Genomic DNA, 19152 nt, shown 5'->3' with positions numbered 1-19152 from the left:
GTTCCGTGGATACCCTGTTCCTGCTTGTCGTGTTGGTGGTGGCGCTTCGCCTGTTCAACGGTGTCGCCCAGCGGCGGCGCATCGCCCTGCTGGCGCAGCACCTGAGCCCGCTGCGCATCGAACCGCTGATGGGCACCCTGATGGACGGCTACCTGCGCGCGCTCGGTGAAACCGACCCCGAACGGCAGCGCCAGGTCTGGGCGGTGCTTGAAACGGCAGAGGCCGAGATCGACATCCAGCTGGGCCGCCTGTCGGCGTCGGTGGCACAGATGCCGCCCGAGCACGCCCGCGTCAGCCGCCTGCCACTGGCCCTGCCCTTTGTCGAGCAATGGCTGCCACAAGCCTGTTTCGACCTGCGCGAACTGCTGGCCATCCACGCCCGTGGCGTGGCGGCGGTGCGCCAGCAGGACGGGCTGTCGGTGCGCGACCGCGCCTTCACGCTGTCGGCCGAGCTGCTGCTGTTCCAGCACAGCTGCCACTGGTACTGCAAATCCAAGATGGTGGCCTCGGCGCGCCTGCTGGCGCGCCACAAGACCAGCCACGCCCAGGTGCTGGCGAGTGTCTCGGCCGGCACGCGCCAGGCCTACCTGGCGCTTGTTTCAGGCCGCTGAACCTTCCGGCGACACGTCGGGCAGGCCGAGCAGCGCCCAGCGCTGCGCCAGCTGCGAGCCCTGCGGATCGGCCAGCGCGGCAAAACGCAGGGCCGCGAGGTCGTCGGCCGCCGCCGGGCGCCCCTGCAGCAGCGCGGCGGCGCGCAGCAGGCGGTCGAACTTGCTGCTGCCCCGGGCGTGGGTGTCGCTGTAGCCCTTGACCAGGCGCCGACAGCGGATCAGCTCCAGGGCCAGGGCCGGGTCCAGCGCCATCAGGCGGTGGACCTCGGCCAGCCAGCCCGCCATGTGCGCCTGCTCGGTGGCGTGGCGCGTGCTGCGGCGGCGCCAGCGGCGCAGACCGGCCAGGACTTGCAGCATCAGCTGGCCGCGCACGGTGTGGGTGCGGATGCGCTTGCCGTTGCCGATGCGCCGCAACAGCTGGCCACGCAGCAGCGCGGAGCTGTCGATCCATTTCACCAGGCCGGCCGGCATCAGGCCGTAGATTTCCTCGAGGCGCGGGTGGAAGTACTCGGTGGTGCCCACCACCTCGCCGGCGGGCGCACCCACCTCCTCACGCACACGCTCGAAACGCTCGGTCCGGGTCTTGAGGTCGGCCACCCGGATGACGTCGTCGTAGGCCATGGCCACCGCCACCCAGCGCGCCGCCTCCACCGTCGCGGCAAAACCGCGCGTGGCGTCGCCGCAGGCCACGGCGCGGGTATGGAGGGCCGCCATGTGGTCGAGGTATTCGCTGCCGTAGGCGAGGTCCTGGAACTCGATCACACGCTGCAGGCCGGCGCCCAGCATGGCGTGGGCCTCCTTGGGGAAGTCTCGTTCGATGCGCGCGCGCAGCGGCTCCACCGCCGCGCTGGCCGCGCGCGCGGGCAGCGGTGGCGGGGCCGTGACCATGGGGTCGGCCGGCGGGGCTTCAGCACGCACCGGTTCGCGCACCGACCGGGCACCGGCCTTGAAGGCGCGCAGGCTGGCATCCACACCGACGCCCGCTCGCCGCACCGTGGCCTCGAACATGGCGTCGTCAAAAGGCAGCTCGCCGCAGCCGGCCAGGGCGCCGAACAACACAGCCGAGATCACACTGCCCGACTGGCGCGACAGCAACAGCATGTCGTCGTGCAGGAAACGGCGCGCGTGCTGCTGCGCGGCCTCGAACACCGCCTGGGCGTCGGCCACGCCGTTGCCGGGCACGACCTTTTCCACCGTGGCGTAGTCGCGGTGGCTGGAGGTGATCAACGTGGTGCGGTCGGGCGTGACCAGGCCACGGACCATGGCGCGGCCGGCCTCCATCAGTTCGGAGGTGATGACCAGGTCGACCTCGCCCGGCACCGGCATCAGTGCCAGCACCGGTGCCTGGCCTTTGGCCGACACATGGGCCTGCGAGAAGAGTTCGATGTAGTAGATGGTGGCGCCGGTGCGCTGGGCCACGCCGGGCACCGAGGTGGACTGGGCCAGGTAGCCGTTGTGTTCGGCCAGGTCGACGATCCAGTCGACCAGCACGCCGCCGCCCTGCCCGCCCATGGCGAGCACGGCGATGGTGATGGGGCGGCGCGGGTCGGCGCCGAGGGTGCGGATGGGGTGGGTCATGGTAGGTTCCTCAGTAGAGGGCACGTTCGGCCAGGGCGCGCTGCTGGCGGGCCTGGAACCAGCCGACGACGCGGCGGCGCAGGGCGTGCACGCGGCGCTCCCAGGCGCCGGCGTTGCGCACCCACTCGGTGCGGTAGAACGAGGGGCACAGGACGGCGGCGTCGGCCACTTCGCCGCAGTGGCCGCAGGCCACGCAGCCGTCGTCCACATGGGCCACCGGATCGGGCTTGAGCGGATCGCCGCTGGGCTTGAGCGTGAGCGAGGGGCAGCCCGAGACCCGCATGCAGGCGTGGTCGCCGCTGCAGACGTTGGCGTCGACGCCAAACTTCTCCTTCAGCGTGCGTTCGCCTCGCTTGACGGCGGCGGCCACCTGCGGCTTGACGCGGCGCTGCTTGTTGAGCATGCACTCGCTCTGCGCGATCACCACCTTGGGACCCTTGTGGTCGGTGGTCATGGCCTCCTTGAGGGTGGCCAGCATGCGCTTGACGTCGTAGGTGTGGTCCACCGTGCGCACCCACTGCACGCCGATGCCTCGCACCGCCGCCTCGATCGGGTGGAAGGTGCTGCGGTGCGGGTTCTCGGCGCGCGAGGACAGGATGTCCTGCCCGCCGGTGGCGGCGGAATAGTTGTTGTCCACGATCACGATCACGCCGTCGGACTGGTTGAAGACCGCGTTGCCGATGCCGCTGCTCAGGCCGTTGTGCCAAAAACCACCGTCGCCCATGATGGCGATCGAGCGTTTGCTGCCCTCCACGTTGAACGCGGCCGCGCTGGACACACCCAGGCCATAGCCCATGGTGGTGGCGCCCAGGTTGAAGGGCGGCAGCGCGGCGAACAGGTGGCAGCCGATGTCGCCCGCGATGTGGTGGGTGCCGAGGTCGTCCTGCGCCAGGGTCAGGGCCGAGAAGATGGGCCGCTCGGGGCAGCCGACGCAGAAACCGGAGGGCCGGCCAGGCACCACGGAGGCCAGCGAGGTGACGCCCACCTGCGCCGGCGCGGCCGCCGACGCGGCGGCCAGCGCCGAGGTGAAGGGAATCTGCAGCCGGCCATCGGCCTGGGGCACGGCTTTCGGGGCCACCGGGCGGGGCATGGCCACCGCCACCGGCTTGGCCAGGGCCGCCGGGTGGTAGCGCTCCAGGAAACGGGCCAGGCCTTTCTTGAGTTCGGTGACGGTGTATTCGCCGGCGCGCGGCAGCATGTCCTTGCCGTGGATGACGGTGCGCACGCCCGCGCGTCCCAGGATGGTGTGCAGGTTCTGCTCGTGGTACTCGGGCTGGCCTTCCTCGATCACCAGCACCGCCTTCTTGCCTTCGCAGAAGCGCAGCACCTCCGAGTCGATGACCGGGTAGGCCACGTTCATCACGTACTGCGGGATGCGGGTGTTGCCGAACAGGTCGGCCATGTCGTGCGCCAGCAGCGCGCGCTGCACGTTGTTGTAGTGCCCGCCCAGCATGACGATGCCGATGTCGGTGAGGTCGCCGGCGAAGAACTCGTTGAGCTGCCGCTCCTCGATGAACTTCACCGCCGCCGGCCAGCGGTCCATGATCTTTTCGTGTTCGTGCAGGTAGGCGGCCGGAGGCAGCACGATGCGGCTGGTGTCGCGTTGCGGGTTCTCCAGCGCCTGCTTGAGCGAGAAATCGGGCCGCTTGTTGGGCCGGGTGATGAAGCTGCCGTGCACGTGGCAGCTGCGCACGCGCAACTGCAGCATCACCGGCGTGCGGCTGGCCTCGGACAGCTCGAAGGCGTCGTGCACGGCCTGGGTGATGGCCGGCAGGTTGGGCCGGGGGTCGAGCAGCCAGATCTGCGACTTCATGGCGAAGGCGTGGCTGCGCTCCTGCATGATGGAAGAGCCTTCGCCGTAGTCCTCGCCGATGATGATGACGGCGCCGCCGGTGACCCCGCCCGAGGCCAGGTTGGCCAGCGCGTCGGAGGCGACGTTGGTGCCCACGGTGGACTTCCAGGTGACCGCGCCGCGTATCGGGTACATCACCGAGGCCGACAGCGTGGCGGCGGCCGTGGCCTCGCTGGCGCTGGGCTCGAAATGCACGCCCAGGTCTTCGAGGATGGGCTGGGCATCGGCCAGCACATCCATCAGGTGCGAGATCGGCGAGCCCTGGTAGCCGGCCACATAACCCACGCCACATTCCAGCAGCGCCTTGGTCACGGCCAGGATGCCCTCGCCCCGGAATTCCGTGCCCTCGGGCACGGTCAGCTGCTGCACCTCGGCGGCAAACGATCGTTCAGCCATAGTCTTGTCCTTAAGTCTTCAATTGCGCCGAAGCACGGGCGCCACCCAACAGGCGCACCTCTTCCCGGGGGGCACCGCCGGGCCCGCTCAGCCGGACGGCAGGTGCCGCCCCCCTTGGGGGGTGATGCGCAGCGGCGCGGGGGGTCAGTCCACTTTTATTCCGCGCGTCTTGACCACCGGGCCGAAGATCGCGATCTCGGCCTGCACCAGCGCCTTGACCTCGGCCGGCGTCAGGGCCACGGCATCGGCGCCCACCTCGGCGAAGCGGGCCTTGATGGCCGGCAGCGCCAGCAGCTTGTTGATCTCGCGGTTCATGCGGGCCACGTGGGCGGCGGGCATGGCGGCGGGGGCGTAGACGGCAAACGGGGTGTCGGCGTAGACCTTGCCGGCGCCGGCCTCTTCCATGGTCGGGGCGCTGGCGAAGTTCTGCGTGCGGTGGGCGCTGGCCACGCCCAGCAGCTTGAGCTTGCCGGCGCGCACGCTCTGGAACACGGTGCCAGGTGCGAAGGCGTAGTCGATCTGGCCGGCCATCACGTCCTGGATCGCTGGCGCCGCACCCCGGTAGGGAATGTGGGTGGCGAAAGCGTTGTTGAGCTGCTTGAACAGCTCGCCCGCGATGTGGGGCGTGGTGCCGTTGCCAGCCGAGCCGTAGCTGAGCTTGCCCGGGTTGGCCTTGACGTAGGCCACAAACTCCTTGACGTCGTTGACCGGCATGTTGGGCCGGGTGATCAGGAACAGCTGGGTGTTGGCCAGCAGGGCCACGTGCTGCAGGTCCTTGGCCGGGTCGAAGGGCATGCGGTCGAACATCAGCGGGTTGACCGACTCGATGGTGGTGACGTTGACCATGAAGGTGTGGCCGTCGCCGCCGTTGCGCGCGACCTCGGCACCGGCCACGTTGCCGCTGGCGCCGCCCCTGTTGTCGATGATCACCGGCTGGCCCAGGGCCTCGGACAGCTGGGGCTGCAGCATGCGGGCCATCACGTCGGCCAGGCCGCCGGCGGGGAAAGCCACCACCAGGCGCACTGGCTTGGTCGGCCAGGGGGCGTTCGCCGCCGTCTGGGCCTGGGCGTTGCCACCCAGCAGCCCCACGGCCAGCGGGGCCAACAGAAGCAGCGAACGGCGGGTAAGGCGGGCAAAAGTCGGTTTCATGGGCAAGGACTCTCGTTCATGGGATGAATGACACACAGGCCACCACGGCGCGCCTGGAACGCGACTTGCATGACCCGATGGCCACCGCAGGGCTTGGTCTGAGTGTCGGGCGCCCCAGGGGTCGAGGCAATCCGGTTTTCGCCCGTCGCTGTCCGAAAAGCGCAGACTTGGACCGGCGCGCGGCGCGTCCGACAGGCGCGGGTTTGTCCTGTGAATGTTTAAGCCTCAATCAGTTAGCATCGACCCTGCCAAGGATTTCTCCCATGCCACACGCCCCCGGACAACTGCTCGATGGCTTCCCCCTCTTCCGCTCGCGCTCGGCCGACGAGGCGCGCGAACGGGTCGGACAGGCGTTTTCGCCCCACCGCCTGGCGGTGTGTGGCGGTGGCCAGGCGCTGGAGGTCTGCCACAACCAGGTGGCGCTGCGCCAGCTGCGCATCAATGTGCTGAGCTACGGCGCCGAGGTCGAGATCGATCCAGGCGAACGCGGCAATTTCTACATGCTGCAGATGCCGCTGCAGGGCGGGGCCCGCATGGCCTGTGGCCGGCACGAGGCCGAGATCGACACCCAGGTGATGGGTGTGCTGCACCCGCGCGCACCCACCCGCATGCACTGGAGCCAGGACTGCACCATGCTGCTGGTGCAGGTGCCCAGCCACGCCGTGGACGGCCGGTTGATCGAGTCGTCCATGCGCGCCGGCAACGGCTATGGCGCGCTGACCCTCTCGCGCCGCGACCCGGCCGTGGCCGCCTGGTGGCAGGCCGTGCTGGACCTGACCCACAACCTTCACCTGCATGGTTCCTACTGGATGGGACAGCCCAGCGCCCAGGCCGCCATGGAGGCCTTTCTGCTGGCCGGCCTGCCCTCGCTGGGCGCCGCCCACGCCGAGCACCGCAACGAGGTGCCCGCCGGCCGCCACGAACTCTGCCTGCAGCGCGCGCGCGCCTACATCCACGACCACGCCCACGAAGGCCTGACGCTGGCAGACGTCGCGGCAGCCGCCTGCGTGAGCCCGCGCACGCTGGAGGTGGCGTTCCGGCGCCGCTACGACCAATCCCCGCTGGGCTATGCCCGCACGGTGCAGCTCGACCGGGTGCACCAGGCGCTGGTGAGCGCGGCCCGCGACGGCCGCCCGTTGCGCGTGACCGACGCCGCCCTGCAGCAGGGCTTTGTCCACATGGGCCGTTTTGCCGCTTACTACAAGGCGCGCTTTGGCTGCGCGCCCTCGGACACCCTGCGTCAGCGCTGACCTGGGTCAAGGCAGCGCACCCGGCCTTGCCGCAAGCTCCACATCAGCTTGCGCGCGCACCATGTGCGCAACACCACGACGAGGGGACAGAGCATGAAACTGGCGCTGCTGTCGGACCTGCACGCCAACCTGCAAGCCGTCGAGGCCTGCCTGGCCCACGCACGCGCCCAGGGCGCCGAGCGGGTGGCCCTGCTGGGCGACCTGGTCGGCTATGGGCCCCAGCCGGCCGAGGTGATGGACCTGGTGCAGCGCCTGGCCGCCGAGGGGGCGGTGGTGCTCCAGGGCAACCACGATGAAATGGCGGTGTCGCCACCGGCCGACACAGCCACCCACGGCAACGCCACGGCGGCCTGGACCGCGGCCCAGCTGTCCGATGCCCAGCGCCGCTACCTGGCGGGCCTGCCCCTGACCTGGCACGGCCCGCAGTTGCTGCTGGTGCACGCCAGTGCGCAGCAGCCCGAGCGCTGGCGTTACGTCGAGGACGAACGCAGCGCCAGCACCAGTCTGGACGCCGCCCAACAGCTTCACGGCGACGTGACCCATGTGTTCGGTGGCCATGTTCACCACCAGCGCCTGTTCTACCGGGGAGCCGGTCAGCAGCTGATGCGCTTCGATCCGCGCCCCGGCGTGCCCGTGCCCACGCCACGGCACCGCCGCTGGCTGGCCACCGTGGGCTCGGTGGGTCAGCCGCGCGACGGCGACCCACGCGCCATGTACGCCTTGTTCGACAGCCGGGCCGCGGTGCTCACCTTCCATCGCGTGGCCTACGACCACCACGCCGCTGCCCAGGCGCTGCGTCACTCAAGCCTGCCGGCCATACTGGCCGAACAACTCGCACAACGATTGGAGAACGGACGTTGAAGCTGCTGGAACCGGGACAAGAGATCGATGGCTTCCTGATCGGGGAGCGCGTGCATTCGGGCGGCATGGCCCAGATCTACCGCGTGAGCTACGCCAACCCCGGCGCCAGCGACCCCGGTTTTCCACTGGTGATGAAGGTGCCTCGCATGACACAGGGAGATGGCGCCGAGACCATCGTGAGCTTCGAGGTCGAGCACCAGATCATGCAGCTGCTGCACGGCTCCCACGTGCCGCGCTTCGTGGCCGCGGGCGACCTCGCCACCCTGCCCTACCTGGTGATGGAGTACGTGCCCGGGCGCACGCTGCAGTCGTGGCTGGACGGCGACGCGCTGCCCGACGTGGCCACACTGGCGCGGCTGGGCGCGGCCACCGCGCGGGCGGTGCACAGCCTGCACAAGCAGAACGTCTGCCACCTGGATCTCAAGCCCGCCAACGTCCTGATCAAGCCCGATGACACGGCGGTGCTGCTGGATTTCGGCCTGTCCTGCCACGCGCACCAGCCCGACCTGCTGGCCGAGGAGCTGCGTCTGGCCGTGGGTTCGCCGGCGTGGATCGCCCCCGAGCAGATCGTGGGCGTGCGTGGCGACGCCCGCAGCGATGTGTTCGCGCTGGGCGTCATCCTCTACGAGCTGGCCACCGGCGAGCTGCCGTTTGGCACGCCGTCCACCCGGGGCGGCCTGCGCCAGCGCCTGTGGATGGACCCGGTGCCGCCCCGGCAGCGCCAGCCCGGCCTGCCCGAATGGCTGCAGGAAATCATCCTGCGTTGCCTGGAACCCGAGGCCGCGCGCCGCTACCCGTCGGCGGCCCACCTGGCCTTCGACCTCAGCCACCCGGACCAGGTGAAGATCACCGAGCGCGGGCGCAAGACCACCGGCACCCCGTGGCGCGAGCACCTGCGGCGCTGGTGGCGCGCGGCGGGCATGCACTACCGGCCCAGCGCCCTGCCCGAGCACCAGGCCGAGTCGGTACCCATCGTGATGGTGGCCGTGCCGCACCAGGACGTCTCCGACGCCACCCTGTACGCGCTGCGCGAGGCCGTGGGCCGCTCGCTGGGCATACGCCCCGGCGCGCGCCTGGCCTGTGTCACGGTGCTGGGCGCAGGCGAGGCCAGCAGCACCCACAGCGACAAAAGCGAAACCACGCTGCACCGGCGCTACCTGGCCATGCTGCGGCAATGGGCGCAGCCGCTGGACCTCAGTGACCACCAGACCTCCTACCACGTGCTGGAGGCCAGCGACGTCGCCCAGGCCCTGCTGCGCTACGCCGAAGGCAACCACGTCAGCATGATCGTCATGGGCGCGGCCACCCACGGCCTGCAGCTGCAGCGCTTCGTGGCGACGGTACCGATACGGGTGGCGATGGAGGCGCCCTGCACCGTGCTGCTGGTCAAGCAGGCGCTGCCGTTCGAGCGCCTGTCCGCCTAGGAACGTGTCGACGATCTACAAGGGACCTCTTGTGGATCGTCAACATGTTCTGACCCCGTTCAGCGCGCGGCCGGCGCCATGTGCACGCGCGAGCGGTAGAAACGCAGGATGCGCTTCACGTAGTCCTGGGTCTCCAGGTAGGGCGGTATGCCACCGTGGCGCTCGACCGCTTTTTCGCCCGCGTTGTAGGCGGCCGATGCCAGCTCCACGTCGCCATCGAAACGCGCCAGCAGCCACTTGAGGTAGGCCAGGCCGCCGCGCACGTTCTGCTCGGGGTCGCGGATGTTGCGCACGCCAAAGCGTTCGGCGGTGTCGGGGATGAGTTGCATCAGGCCCTGCGCGTTCTTGGGCGACACGGCTTCGGCGTCGAAGTTGGATTCGGCGCGGGCGATGGCCAGCGCAAAACGTGGATCGACCGAAAAACGCGGTGCCAGCAGCTGGATCAGGCGCGCATGGCGGCGCTTGTTGTCGGGCAGGGCCAGCACATAACGCTCCACCACCTCGTAAGGCACGGCCTCGGGCTCCACCGGCGGTGGCGGCAGTGCCAGTGCCAGCGCGGCGGCTTCGCCGGTGAGCTGGCATTGCGGCGGATCGCCCTGGGGCAACATGCCGCTGGCCGACTGGCTGCGGAGTTGCTCCAGCACCGCGATGGCGGCCGCGTGCCCCCGCTGCGCGGCCAAGCCCAACGAGGCAATGCCCTGGCGCTGCTGTTCGGGATCCGGGCTGCTCGCGAACAGGCGGCCCAGCCGGTACTGCGCGTCCACATGCCCCAGCCGCGCTGCCTGGCAGTAGCGGTTGGCGGCCTCGGGAAGCCACCCGGCCACCTGGGCCGCATAGGCCTGCTCCAGCAGGCGCGACAAGGCGGGCGGTTCATCGGTCCATTCGGGCGGGCCGTCGGCCACCTGGGCCTGTGCGGCCGCCAGCCAGCATCCGGCCAGCAAGACAGCGGCAGCACGGGCGCCGGGCCAGGGTCGGCGTAAGAAAGCGCGGGACCCGACACAGGCAGAAATGACAGAACTTTGCATTGTGAAATGAATTGTCAGGGTTTGACCTGATTTTGTCAGCCCCTATTCAGTTTCGTGAAAGGCTTTGTTGGGCAGGCGTCAGAACGAGGTCAGTGCCGACACCTAAATTCTCTTCACCGTTTCACACCGAACGGCAACTGTTCCCCATAAATACAGGAGACGCGCGCATGGCCACCAATGCTGCCCCACGCCCGATGACCGGTGAAGAGAAGAAAGTGATCTTCGCTTCGTCGCTCGGCACCGTTTTTGAATGGTACGACTTCTACCTCTACGGGTCGCTCGCCGCGATCATCGCCAAGCAGTTCTTCGGCGGCCTGGACCCGACGTCCGCCTTCATCTTCGCGCTGCTGGCCTTTGCCGCCGGCTTCATTGTGCGCCCCTTCGGCGCGCTGGTGTTCGGGCGCCTGGGCGACATGATCGGTCGCAAGTACACCTTCCTGGTGACCATCCTGATCATGGGTCTGTCGACCTTCATCGTGGGTGTCCTGCCGTCCTACGCCAGCATCGGCATGGCCGCTCCCATCCTGCTCGTCGGCCTGCGCATGCTGCAAGGCCTGGCGCTGGGTGGTGAGTACGGTGGCGCCGCCACCTACGTGGCGGAACACGCGCCCCAGGGCGCGCGGGGTGCCTACACCTCGTGGATCCAGACCACGGCCACGCTGGGCCTGTTCCTGAGCCTGATCGTGATCCTGGGCACCCGCACCCTGATCGGTGAAGAGGCCTTCGGCGACTGGGGCTGGCGCATTCCCTTCATCGTGTCGATCGCGCTGCTGGCCATTTCGGTCTGGATCCGACTGAGCATGAACGAATCGCCCGCCTTCAAGAAGATGAAGGAAGAAGGCAAGACCTCCAAGGCCCCGCTGACCGAGTCCTTCGGCCAATGGAAGAACCTCAAGATCGTGCTGCTGGCCCTGTTCGGCCTGGTCGCCGGTCAGGCCGTGGTGTGGTATTCGGGCCAGTTCTACGCGCTGTTCTTCCTGACCAGCGTGCTCAAGGTTGACAGTGCCACCGCCAACATCCTGGTCGCCGTTTCGCTGCTGATCGGCACGCCCTTCTTCGTCATCTTCGGCACCCTGTCGGACAAGATCGGCCGCAAGCCCATCATCCTGGCCGGTCTGGCCCTGGCGGTGTTCACCTACTTCCCGCTGTTCGGCGCGCTGACCAAGGCGGCCAACCCCGACCTGGCCGCCGCCCAGGTGAAGAACAAGATCACGGTGACCGCCGCCGCTGGTGACTGCTCGTTCCAGGGCAACCCGGTGGCACGCGAAATCGACTTCACCAAGTCCTGCGACATCGCCAAGCGTTTCCTGGCCCAGAACTCGGTGAGCTACGACAACGCCGTGGCCGCCGCCGCCGGCCCCGCCACCATCAAGATCGGTGACAAGGAAATCGCGGCACCCGTGGGTGTGGTCGTGAACAGCAAGTTCGACGAAGCCAGCGCCAAGAGCATCGCCGCCTTCAAGAAGGAAGTGACCGACGCCCTGCGCGCCGCCGGCTACCCCGCCAAGGCCGACCCGGCCAAGCTGGACAAGCTGACCATCGTGGCCATTCTGACGGTGCTGGTGATCTACGTGACCATGGTGTACGGCCCCATCGCGGCCATGCTGGTGGAACTGTTCCCGACCCGCATCCGCTACACCTCCATGTCTCTGCCGTACCACATCGGCAACGGCTGGTTCGGTGGCCTGCTGCCGTCGATCAGTTTCGCCATGGTGGCCCAGAACGGCAATATGTACTATGGCCTGTGGTACCCCATCGTGATCGCCGCCGTCACCTTCGTGATCGGTCTGATCTTCGTGCGGGAAACCAAGGACGTGGACATCTACGCCGAGGACTGAGCACCCGTTCGCACCCTCACACCTGGCCCGCTCTGGCGGGCCTTTTTTCAACCTGCCCCAGGAGGCTATCAGTATGTGGAAAATTGTCATCGGCTTCGTTCTTTTTGCCGCCCTTTCGCTGTTCGTCATCATGAAAGGAGGCGACAAGCTCGACATGAGCGGTGAGAAACACGATGCTGGCAGCACCCATGCTCCCGAAGCGCCAGCCGCTGCCCCCGCGGCCGCACCCGCCGCAGCAACGGCACCGGCGTCGGCTCCGGCCAAGTAAGTTTCCCGCGCCTTCAGACGGCCATTGCCGCCAGCACGCCGGGCGCGAAATGCCGGTCTATCGATTCGGCCAGACCCTCGAACACGCTGTCCAGTGTTCGGGGGTTTGTTTTTGGTGCCCCTGGCCCGGTCTGGCCGCCGCTTCGGGCCGACACCCACGCGTCCACCAGGCCGGGCGACTCGAACAAGCCGTGCAGATAGGTGCCCAGCACCTGACCGTTGCGCCCCTGCCAACTGAGGCCGGGCATCACCTCGCTCGCCAGGTCACCGGCGGCGGCCATGGCCGCATGGGGCCGGGTCTGCCCGTGGTGGATCTCGTAGCCCTGCACGGCCAGCCCCGTCCAGCAGGACCAGGCCCCGCCCAGCACACCGAACCGCGCCTGTGTGTGCTGCAGCGTCTTGGCCGGCTCGAACAGCGTCACCAGCGGCAGCAGGCCCAGGCCGGGCGCGTTGCCGTCGATGCCGTGGGGATCGATCAGGGCCTCGCCCAGCATCTGCAGGCCGCCGCAGATGCCCAGCACCGCCCCACCCTGGCCCGCGTGGTGGGCGATGGCCGCGTCCAGCCCCTGGGCACGCAGCCAGGCGAGGTCGGCGCTGGTGTGTTTGGAGCCGGGCAGCACCACGCAATCGGCGCCCTTGAGCGACGGCGCCTCGCGGGCCCAGACCAGGCGCACCCGTGGGTGCTGGCGCAGGGGTTCGAACTCGTCCAGGTTGCTCACACGCGGGTAGGCCACCACCGCCACCGTCAGCACCGCATCGGCGGCACCGCCATCCAGCGTTTCGTCGATGCCGTCCTCGTCCGGCAGGCCGTGCTGCCAAATCATGGGCAAGGTGGCCACGGTGGGCACGCCGGTGAGTTGCTGCAGCATCTCGGGCGCGGGCGACAGCAGCGAGGCGTCGCCACGGAACTTGTTGAGCACGAAGCCGTGGATCAGCGCCCGCTCGGCCTCGCTCAGCAAGGCCCAGGTGCCGTACAGGTGGGCAAAGGCGCCGCCGCGGTCGATGTCGCTGACCAGCAGGCAACGGGCATGGGCGTGTTGGGCCACGCGCATGTTGACCACGTCGCTGTCGCGCAGGTTGATCTCGGCCGGCGACCCCGCGCCTTCGATCACCACCACGTCGTTCTCGGCGCGCAGCTCGTCCAGCGAGCGGGCAATGACCGGCCAGACACTGGCACTGCGGCCACGCCAGGGCGCGCGCGACAACGCCTCGTTGACCTGTCCCAGCAGGACCACCTGGCTGCGCGTGTCGGCCTCGGGCTTGAGCAGCAGAGGGTTCATGCGCACGTCGGGCACGGCGCGCGCGGCCAGGGCCTGGAAATACTGGGCCGAGCCGATTTCGCGGCCCGGGCCGACCACCCTGGCGTTGTTGCTCATGTTCTGGGCCTTGAACGGGGCCACTTTCAGCCCCCGGTTGGCGTACCAGCGGCACAGGGCGGTGGTCAGCCAGCTCTTGCCGGCACCACTGGTGGTGCCGAGCACCATCACACAGGTCGCGTTCATGGGGTGGGTCCTTGGCGGGCCAGGCGGGGCAACACCACCCACTGGTCTTCGATGGGTACAACACGGAGCCGGTGTTCGAACACCGACTCCAGCGCGCGGTGGGTGAGCGGATCGGCACAGGCGCCGTGGTGCAACACCCGGCCTCCTTGCAGGACCACCAGCTCGTCGGCCAGCAGGGCCAGCGACACTTCGTGCAACACGCTGACCACGGTCCGGCCCTGCCCCACCAGCCCACGCACCAGCCGCAGCCAGTCGGCCTGATGCGGTGGATCGAGGTTGGCCAGGGGTTCGTCCATCAGCAGCACCTGGGCCTGCACGGCCAGCGCCCGGGCCAGCAGGACCCGCTGGCGTTCGCCGCCCGAGAGCGAGCCCAGGGGGCGCTCGCGCCAGTCCCAGGCCTGGGTGGCCATCAGGGCCTCGCGCACGGCGGCCCGGTCGGCCTCGCTGGGGGATGCCAGCCAGCCCTGGTGCGGCAACCGGCCCAGCATGACCACGTCCCAGGCCCGCAGGTCGTCGGCCACGGCCTGGTTCTGGCCCAGCCACGACAGCTGCCGCGCCCGCTCGCGCCGTGGCCAGCGTGCCATGGGTTGTTGCAGCAGATGGACCTCGCCCGTGGCCGGCGGCAGCAGGCCACCGAGGCAGCGCAGCAAGGTCGACTTGCCGGCGCCGTTGGGGCCGACCACGCAGGTCCAGCGGCCCGCCGCCAGGCCCAGATCGATGCCGTGCAGCACGGGGGTGTCGCCCAGGCGGGCGCCCAGGCCCACACACGCCAGCGCCAGGGGCTTGTTCATATCAGCTCCCCCATCGGGCCACGCCGGTGCATGCGCAACAGCAGGTAGCCACCACCCAGCACGGCGGTGAGCACGCCCACCGGCAATTCCTGCGGTGCCACGGCGCCGCGCGCCACCAGGTCGGCCGCGCACAACAGCACCCCGCCCATCAGGCTGGCCAGCGGCATCAGCCCCCGGTGGGAACACAAGGTGGTGGCGCGCACCAGGTGGGGCGCGGCGAGGCCGACGAAGGCGATCAGGCCGGTCTGGGCGACCGCCGTGCCGGTGGCCAGCGCCATCGCGCCCACCAGGGCCATGCGCAACGGCCCCAGGGGCAGGCCCAGGCTCAGGGCGGTGGCCTCGCCCAGCGCCAGGCCATCGAGCGCCCGCGCCAGCACCCAGGACAGCAGCAGGCAGAACGCGCCCACGCCAAGCATCAGCACACAGGCGCTCCAGCCCACGTAAGCGGTGCTGCCCAGCATGAAGGACTGCATGGCCAGCAGCGCCTCGGGCGCGAACTGCAGCACCAGGGCGCCCAGGGCACCCAGCACCACGCCCACCACCACGCCGGCCAGCAGCAGGCGCAGGGTGTGCTGCACGCCACGCGCCAGCGCCAGGGTCAGCAACACGGCCAGCACCGCGCCCACGAAGGCGGCGCCGGTCAGGCCCAGGCGCACCAGCCAGTGGCTGGCGTACACCGAGACGCCGGCGCCCCCCCACAGGCCGGCGGCTGCGCCGGACAAGGCCAGCATCAGGGCCACGCCGAGCGCGGCGCCCGAGGCGCTGCCCAGCAGGTAGGGGTCGGCCAGTGGATTGCGGAACAGGCCTTGCGCCACCGCGCCCGCCAGGCCCAGCAGGGCACCGGCAGCCCAGGCCCCCAGGGTGCGCGGCAAGCGGATCTCCCACACGATCTGGGCCACCACCGGGTCGTGCCAGGCCTGGGCCAGCGCCTGCCAGGGGGCCAACCACCCCTGGCTACCGACACCGCTGCCCAGCGCCACCAGCGCCACGCTGGCGGCGACCAATGCGCCGGCCAACCAGGGCAGCCGCACCGGCTTCATGGACGCGTGGCGGGCCGGCGCGCGCCGACCCGATTGAAACATTCCGCCATCAGGCGCGCGGCCTCGTCCATGCGGGGGCCGGGGCGCACCAGCACATCGGCCTGTTCGGGCGTGAACTGACACAGCCGCCGGGCCTGCAGGGCCGGCAGCGCGCGCCAGCCCGGGCGGTCTTCCAGCGCCTGCGGCCCGCGCTCGCCGATCAGGATGAAGTCGGGCCGGGCCTGCACCACCAGCTCGGGGTTGATCTGGGGAAATGGCCCGAGGCCGGCGGGCACGATGTTGGCCATGCCCAGGCGCGTGAGGGTTTCGCCGATGAAGGACGCCGGGCCGGCCGCGTAGGGGCCCCGGTTGACCTCGAAATACACCTTCTGCCCCCGCAGCGCCGGCGCCACCGATTGGGCGGCGGCGGCCACGCCGGCCTCGATCTGCCGCCACAGGCGCGGCGCATCGGTCACGCCCAGCAACTGCCCGAGCTGGTCGAACACGCGGCGGGCGTCGGCGTGGTTCCGGGGTTCGAGCGCCAGCACCTTGAGGCCCAGGTTTTCCAGGCGCGCGACCGCACGCGAGGAATGGGCCGCCAGCACCACGTCCGGCCGCAGCGCCAGCACCAACTCGACCTGGGGGTCCAACCCGCCGCCAAGCTGGGGCAAGGCCTTCACGCGTTCTGGCCAGTTGGAGTAGCGGTCCACGCCCACCAGGCGCGCACATTCGCCCAGCGCGCACACACTTTCGGTCAGCGAAGGCAGCAGGCTCACGATGCGTTGCGGCGCGTGCTCGAAACGCACGGCCACGCCCCGGTCGTCGGTCAGCGTGACCTGGGCCTGCGCGGCCCCCGCCATGGCCAGGGCGCCCACGGCCCAGCGCAGCCAGCGCCAGGTGTCAGCCATGTTGTCCGCTCCAGCGCATGACGATCTGGTGCAGTTGCTCGACGCCGTCGGTCAGCGCGGCCGGACCGGGCTGCAGGATGTCGGCCGACTTGATCTCGAACAGCTGGCCGTCGCGCACGGCGGGCACGTCCTGCCAGCCGGCACGGGCCGCCACTTTTTCGGGCCGGAATTTCTTGCCGCACCAAGAGCCGATGACGATGTCGGGCGCGCGCGCCACGATGGTCTGGCCGTCGGCAATGATACGGTCCTTGCCCAGCGGCTGCCGCGCCAGCTCGGGAAAACAGTCGTCGCCCCCGGCCAGCGTGAGCAGCTCCGACACCCAGCGGATGGCGCTGATGTGGGGCTCGTCCCATTCCTCGAAGAAGATGCGCGGGCGCCGTGGCAAGGCGGCGGCCGCGGCGGCGATCTCATCCAGCCGGGTGCGCATAGCCGCCAGCCGCGCCAGGCCTTGTTCGGCCTGGCCCACCATCGCGGCCACCTGGTAGAGCACGGAGAAGATCTCGTCCACGCTGCGCTGGTTGAACACCGTGACCTGCACGCCCTGGCGGACCAGCGCCGAGGCGATGTCGGCCTGCAGGTCTGAGAAACCCAGCACGCAATCGGGCTCCAGCGCCAGGATCTTGTCGATCTTGGCGCTCAGGAAGGCGCTGACCTTGGGCTTCTCTTCGCGCGCGCGGCGTGGCCGCACGGTGTAGCCCGAAATCCCCACGATACGCGCCTCCTGGCTCAGCAGGTAGAGCCACTCGGTGGTCTCTTCCGTGAGGCAGACGATGCGTTGTGGCCCCGGCATGGCCGGGTCGAAACGCGCGCGCGGGGCAGGCGCATTCATCAGCGCGGCGCCCACTTCAGACCGGCGTATAGGGTCCGCCCTGGTGTGGCGTAGCCGCGCACGGTGGCGTAGTCCTTGTCGCCCAGGTTGTCGATGCGCAGCAGCAGCGACCAGTCGGGCGCCAGCGGTGTGCTGGCGTGCAGGTTCACCAGCCCATAGCCGCCCAGGCGCTGGGTGTTGGCGGTGTCGTTGAAACGGGCGCCCGACAGCTTGAGCTCGGCGCCCAGCAGCCACTCACCCACGCGGGTATCGGCGGCCAGGCTGGCGTGGCGCTTGGCGCGGCGCACCAGTTGCAAGCCGGTGTCGAGGTCGCGCGGGCTTTGCAGGTCGAGCGAGGCGCTGAGGTGTACACCGGCCACGCGGCGCGCCGCGCTCAGGGTCACGCCGCTGTAGCGGGCACGCGCAACGTTGGCGTAGCAGCCGGCGTATTCGCCCATGCCGTTGGCGCAGGGGCCGGAGCCGGGGACGTAGTTGATCAGGTCGGACACCAGGTTGCGGTAGGCCACCAGCCCGTAGGCCGTGCCCTGGTGCGCATAACGCAGGCCGACCTCGACGTTGCGGCCCGACTCCGGTTTGAGGCTGGGCACGCCATAGACACTGAAGCGCTGGTAGAGCGTGGGTGCGCGGAAGGCCGTGCCCGCCGACGCGGTGGCGCGCCAGCCGGGCGCGAAGCTGTAGGCGTAGGCGGCGCTGCCGGTGCCCTTGTCGCCAAACTCGCTGTCGCGGTCGTGGCGCAGGTTGAGCTGCAGCGCGTGGGCGCCGGCCACCCAGCCGTAGCCCAGCGCCAATGCGTCCTGGTGGCGGCCGGAAATCGCCGGCGTGGTGCTGACGTTGTCGAGTTCGTCTTCGCGGCGCTCCAGTGCGGCGGTGAACAGGTGGGCGCCCTGGCGCCACTCGTTGTGGAACAGGTAGCTGGTCACCGTGGTTTCGGTGAGGTAGCTGTACGGCGCGCTGTCGTAACGGTCGCGCCCACGCGAGGCGCTCACGCGGGTCTGGTAGCTGTCCGTCCAGCGCGCCTGCCAGGTCAGGCCCAGGGTGTTGAGGTGGTGAAAGCTGCGGTCGTCGTCGCCGGGCACGTAGCCGTCGTACTGGGCGTTGACGCGGCTGCTCAGCGCGGTGGCATCCAGCCGGTGGGCGGGGTTGATCTGCCAGCCCAGGCGGGCGGTGGCCGAGCGGTTGTGGTGACCGTCACGGTCGGGGTTGCTGCCGGGCTGCGAATCGAAGCCGGTGCTGCGCTCGTCGGCGGCGGACAAGGCATAGTCGATCGTGCCGCTGCTGCCGCTGAAGCCGGCCTGCACCTGGCGCAGCCCGTGGCTGCCCGCGCCCACGGACACGCTGGGCGCGAAGGCACCCTCGCCCTTGCGGGTGAAGATCTGCACCACGCCGCCCATGGCGTCTGAGCCATAGACAGCGGCGGCCGGGCCGCGGACCAGCTCGATGCGGTCGATCTGGGCCAGGGGCAGCGCGTTCCAGGTGGCGCCGCCGGTGGACTGCGAGTCCACCCGCACGCCGTCGATGAACACGGCCGTGAAGCGCGGTTCGGCGCCACGCACGAACACGCCGGTGACCGAGGCGGCCCCGCCGTTGCGCGCCAGCTCGACACCGGGCAGGCGCGCCAGCACGTCGGCCACGGCCACCGCGCCGCTGCGCTCGATGGCTTCGCGGTCGACCACGGTGACATCGGCCACCACGTCCATCAGCGGCTGGACGACGCGGGTGGCGGTGACCACGGTTTCACGCAACTGAGGGGGCGTGGTTTGCGCCTGTGCGCCCGCCACGGACAAGGCCAGGGGCAGTGCCGCCAGCGGCAGGCCAAAAGAAGATCGAGAAGTCATGGGGATTCATCACACGG

General features: G+C 69.8%; 16 protein-coding genes. 6 read left to right on the top strand and 10 right to left on the bottom strand.

The annotated features are described in order from the left end of the window. Positions 1-5: 5 nt before the first annotated feature. Entirely contained in the window at positions 6-611 is a 606-nt protein-coding gene (locus AAHB17_RS01985; RefSeq protein WP_342128747.1) for a hypothetical protein, read from the top strand. Here AAHB17_RS01985 and AAHB17_RS01980 read toward each other — a convergent pair. The 3 genes from AAHB17_RS01980 to AAHB17_RS01970 all read right to left on the bottom strand — a co-directional run bounded on the left by AAHB17_RS01980 (position 600) and on the right by AAHB17_RS01970 (position 5586). Beyond that, positions 600-2189: an indolepyruvate oxidoreductase subunit beta family protein gene (locus AAHB17_RS01980; RefSeq protein WP_342128745.1), complete on the bottom strand. Its 1590-nt coding sequence runs from the start codon at positions 2187-2189 to the stop codon at positions 600-602. The two genes, AAHB17_RS01985 and AAHB17_RS01980, sit on opposite strands and share 12 nt — an antisense overlap. Positions 2190-2199: 10 nt before the next feature. Continuing rightward, positions 2200-4437, bottom strand: coding sequence for an indolepyruvate ferredoxin oxidoreductase subunit alpha (locus tag AAHB17_RS01975; protein WP_342128744.1), 2238 nt, complete (start codon positions 4435-4437; stop codon positions 2200-2202). Positions 4438-4581: 144 nt separating this feature from the next. Beyond that, positions 4582-5586 (bottom strand): Bug family tripartite tricarboxylate transporter substrate binding protein, encoded by a 1005-nt coding sequence (locus AAHB17_RS01970; protein ID WP_342128743.1) that lies wholly within the window; start codon positions 5584-5586, stop codon positions 4582-4584. A gap of 263 nt (positions 5587-5849) precedes the next feature. Between AAHB17_RS01970 and AAHB17_RS01965 the strand changes: the two genes are divergently transcribed. The 3 genes from AAHB17_RS01965 to AAHB17_RS01955 all read left to right on the top strand — a co-directional run bounded on the left by AAHB17_RS01965 (position 5850) and on the right by AAHB17_RS01955 (position 9121). Continuing rightward, a complete protein-coding gene (locus AAHB17_RS01965; protein ID WP_342128742.1) occupies positions 5850-6836 on the top strand; it encodes an AraC family transcriptional regulator in 987 nt (328 codons plus the stop codon). Between the two features lie 93 nt (positions 6837-6929). Continuing rightward, positions 6930-7697, top strand: a complete 768-nt coding sequence (locus AAHB17_RS01960; protein ID WP_342128741.1) for a metallophosphoesterase family protein — start codon at positions 6930-6932, stop codon at positions 7695-7697. After that, positions 7694-9121 (top strand): serine/threonine protein kinase, encoded by a 1428-nt coding sequence (locus tag AAHB17_RS01955; protein ID WP_342128740.1) that lies wholly within the window; start codon positions 7694-7696, stop codon positions 9119-9121. Before AAHB17_RS01960 ends, AAHB17_RS01955 begins: the two co-directional genes overlap by 4 nt. Positions 9122-9180: 59 nt before the next feature. Here the strand turns inward: AAHB17_RS01955 and AAHB17_RS01950 are convergent, their stop codons facing one another. Further along, positions 9181-10062, bottom strand: a complete 882-nt coding sequence (locus AAHB17_RS01950) for a lytic transglycosylase domain-containing protein (RefSeq protein WP_342128739.1) — start codon at positions 10060-10062, stop codon at positions 9181-9183. A gap of 251 nt (positions 10063-10313) precedes the next feature. On the opposite strand from AAHB17_RS01950, the gene AAHB17_RS01945 reads away from it, so the two are divergent. Both AAHB17_RS01945 and AAHB17_RS01940 read left to right on the top strand, forming a co-directional pair. Then, positions 10314-11984: an MFS transporter gene (locus AAHB17_RS01945; protein WP_342128738.1), complete on the top strand. Its 1671-nt coding sequence runs from the start codon at positions 10314-10316 to the stop codon at positions 11982-11984. Positions 11985-12057: 73 nt separating this feature from the next. Beyond that, positions 12058-12252, top strand: coding sequence for a hypothetical protein (locus AAHB17_RS01940; protein WP_342128737.1), 195 nt, complete (start codon positions 12058-12060; stop codon positions 12250-12252). 13 nt (positions 12253-12265) lie between these two features. Here AAHB17_RS01940 and AAHB17_RS01935 read toward each other — a convergent pair whose 3' ends face one another. From AAHB17_RS01935 to AAHB17_RS01910, 6 genes are read right to left on the bottom strand one after another with little or no spacing between them, the layout of a single operon-like run. After that, the gene (locus AAHB17_RS01935) at positions 12266-13753 is read right to left on the bottom strand and encodes a cobyric acid synthase (RefSeq protein ID WP_342128736.1); all 1488 of its coding nucleotides are present in this window, start codon (positions 13751-13753) and stop codon (positions 12266-12268) included. Next, positions 13750-14544 carry an ABC transporter ATP-binding protein gene (locus AAHB17_RS01930; protein WP_342128735.1) on the bottom strand — a complete coding sequence of 265 codons (795 nt, stop codon included), beginning with the start codon at positions 14542-14544 and terminating at the stop codon, positions 13750-13752. The genes AAHB17_RS01935 and AAHB17_RS01930 overlap by 4 nt, the downstream gene beginning before the upstream one ends. Further along, on the bottom strand, positions 14541-15584 hold the full coding sequence (locus AAHB17_RS01925) for a FecCD family ABC transporter permease (protein ID WP_342128818.1): 1044 nt from the start codon (positions 15582-15584) through the stop codon (positions 14541-14543). The genes AAHB17_RS01930 and AAHB17_RS01925 overlap by 4 nt, the downstream gene beginning before the upstream one ends. Continuing rightward, positions 15581-16471, bottom strand: coding sequence for an ABC transporter substrate-binding protein (locus AAHB17_RS01920; RefSeq protein WP_342128734.1), 891 nt, complete (start codon positions 16469-16471; stop codon positions 15581-15583). The genes AAHB17_RS01925 and AAHB17_RS01920 overlap by 4 nt, the downstream gene beginning before the upstream one ends. Continuing rightward, positions 16464-17300, bottom strand: a complete 837-nt coding sequence (locus tag AAHB17_RS01915; protein ID WP_342128733.1) for an ABC transporter substrate-binding protein — start codon at positions 17298-17300, stop codon at positions 16464-16466. The genes AAHB17_RS01920 and AAHB17_RS01915 overlap by 8 nt, the downstream gene beginning before the upstream one ends. Then, positions 17300-19135 carry a TonB-dependent receptor domain-containing protein gene (locus AAHB17_RS01910; protein WP_342128732.1) on the bottom strand — a complete coding sequence of 612 codons (1836 nt, stop codon included), beginning with the start codon at positions 19133-19135 and terminating at the stop codon, positions 17300-17302. The genes AAHB17_RS01915 and AAHB17_RS01910 overlap by 1 nt, the downstream gene beginning before the upstream one ends. Between the last annotated feature and the right edge of the window lie 17 nt (positions 19136-19152).

The sequence above is a fragment of the Hydrogenophaga sp. OTU3427 genome, assembly GCF_038440225.1.
Lineage (GTDB): Bacteria > Pseudomonadota > Gammaproteobacteria > Burkholderiales > Burkholderiaceae_C > Hydrogenophaga.
The sequence above is the reverse complement of the archived record's forward strand: the minus strand, read 5'-3'. Positions and strand labels throughout refer to the sequence as shown.

Bases quoted from the DNA above. Each gene is read 5' to 3' on its own strand.
- AAHB17_RS01980 (WP_342128745.1), bottom strand. From the start codon at position 2,189: ATGACCCACCCCATCCGCACCCTCGGCGCCGACCCGCGCCGCCCCATC.
- AAHB17_RS01975 (WP_342128744.1), bottom strand. From the start codon at position 4,437: ATGGCTGAACGATCGTTTGCCGCCGAGGTGCAGCAGCTGACCGTGCCC.
- AAHB17_RS01970 (WP_342128743.1), bottom strand. From the start codon at position 5,586: ATGAAACCGACTTTTGCCCGCCTTACCCGCCGTTCGCTGCTTCTGTTG.
- AAHB17_RS01965 (WP_342128742.1), top strand. From the start codon at position 5,850: ATGCCACACGCCCCCGGACAACTGCTCGATGGCTTCCCCCTCTTCCGC.
- AAHB17_RS01960 (WP_342128741.1), top strand. From the start codon at position 6,930: ATGAAACTGGCGCTGCTGTCGGACCTGCACGCCAACCTGCAAGCCGTC.
- AAHB17_RS01945 (WP_342128738.1), top strand. From the start codon at position 10,314: ATGGCCACCAATGCTGCCCCACGCCCGATGACCGGTGAAGAGAAGAAA.
- AAHB17_RS01940 (WP_342128737.1), top strand. From the start codon at position 12,058: ATGTGGAAAATTGTCATCGGCTTCGTTCTTTTTGCCGCCCTTTCGCTG.
- AAHB17_RS01935 (WP_342128736.1), bottom strand. From the start codon at position 13,753: ATGAACGCGACCTGTGTGATGGTGCTCGGCACCACCAGTGGTGCCGGC.
- AAHB17_RS01930 (WP_342128735.1), bottom strand. From the start codon at position 14,544: ATGAACAAGCCCCTGGCGCTGGCGTGTGTGGGCCTGGGCGCCCGCCTG.
- AAHB17_RS01925 (WP_342128818.1), bottom strand. From the start codon at position 15,584: ATGAAGCCGGTGCGGCTGCCCTGGTTGGCCGGCGCATTGGTCGCCGCC.
- AAHB17_RS01920 (WP_342128734.1), bottom strand. From the start codon at position 16,471: ATGGCTGACACCTGGCGCTGGCTGCGCTGGGCCGTGGGCGCCCTGGCC.
- AAHB17_RS01915 (WP_342128733.1), bottom strand. From the start codon at position 17,300: ATGAATGCGCCTGCCCCGCGCGCGCGTTTCGACCCGGCCATGCCGGGG.
- AAHB17_RS01910 (WP_342128732.1), bottom strand. From the start codon at position 19,135: ATGACTTCTCGATCTTCTTTTGGCCTGCCGCTGGCGGCACTGCCCCTG.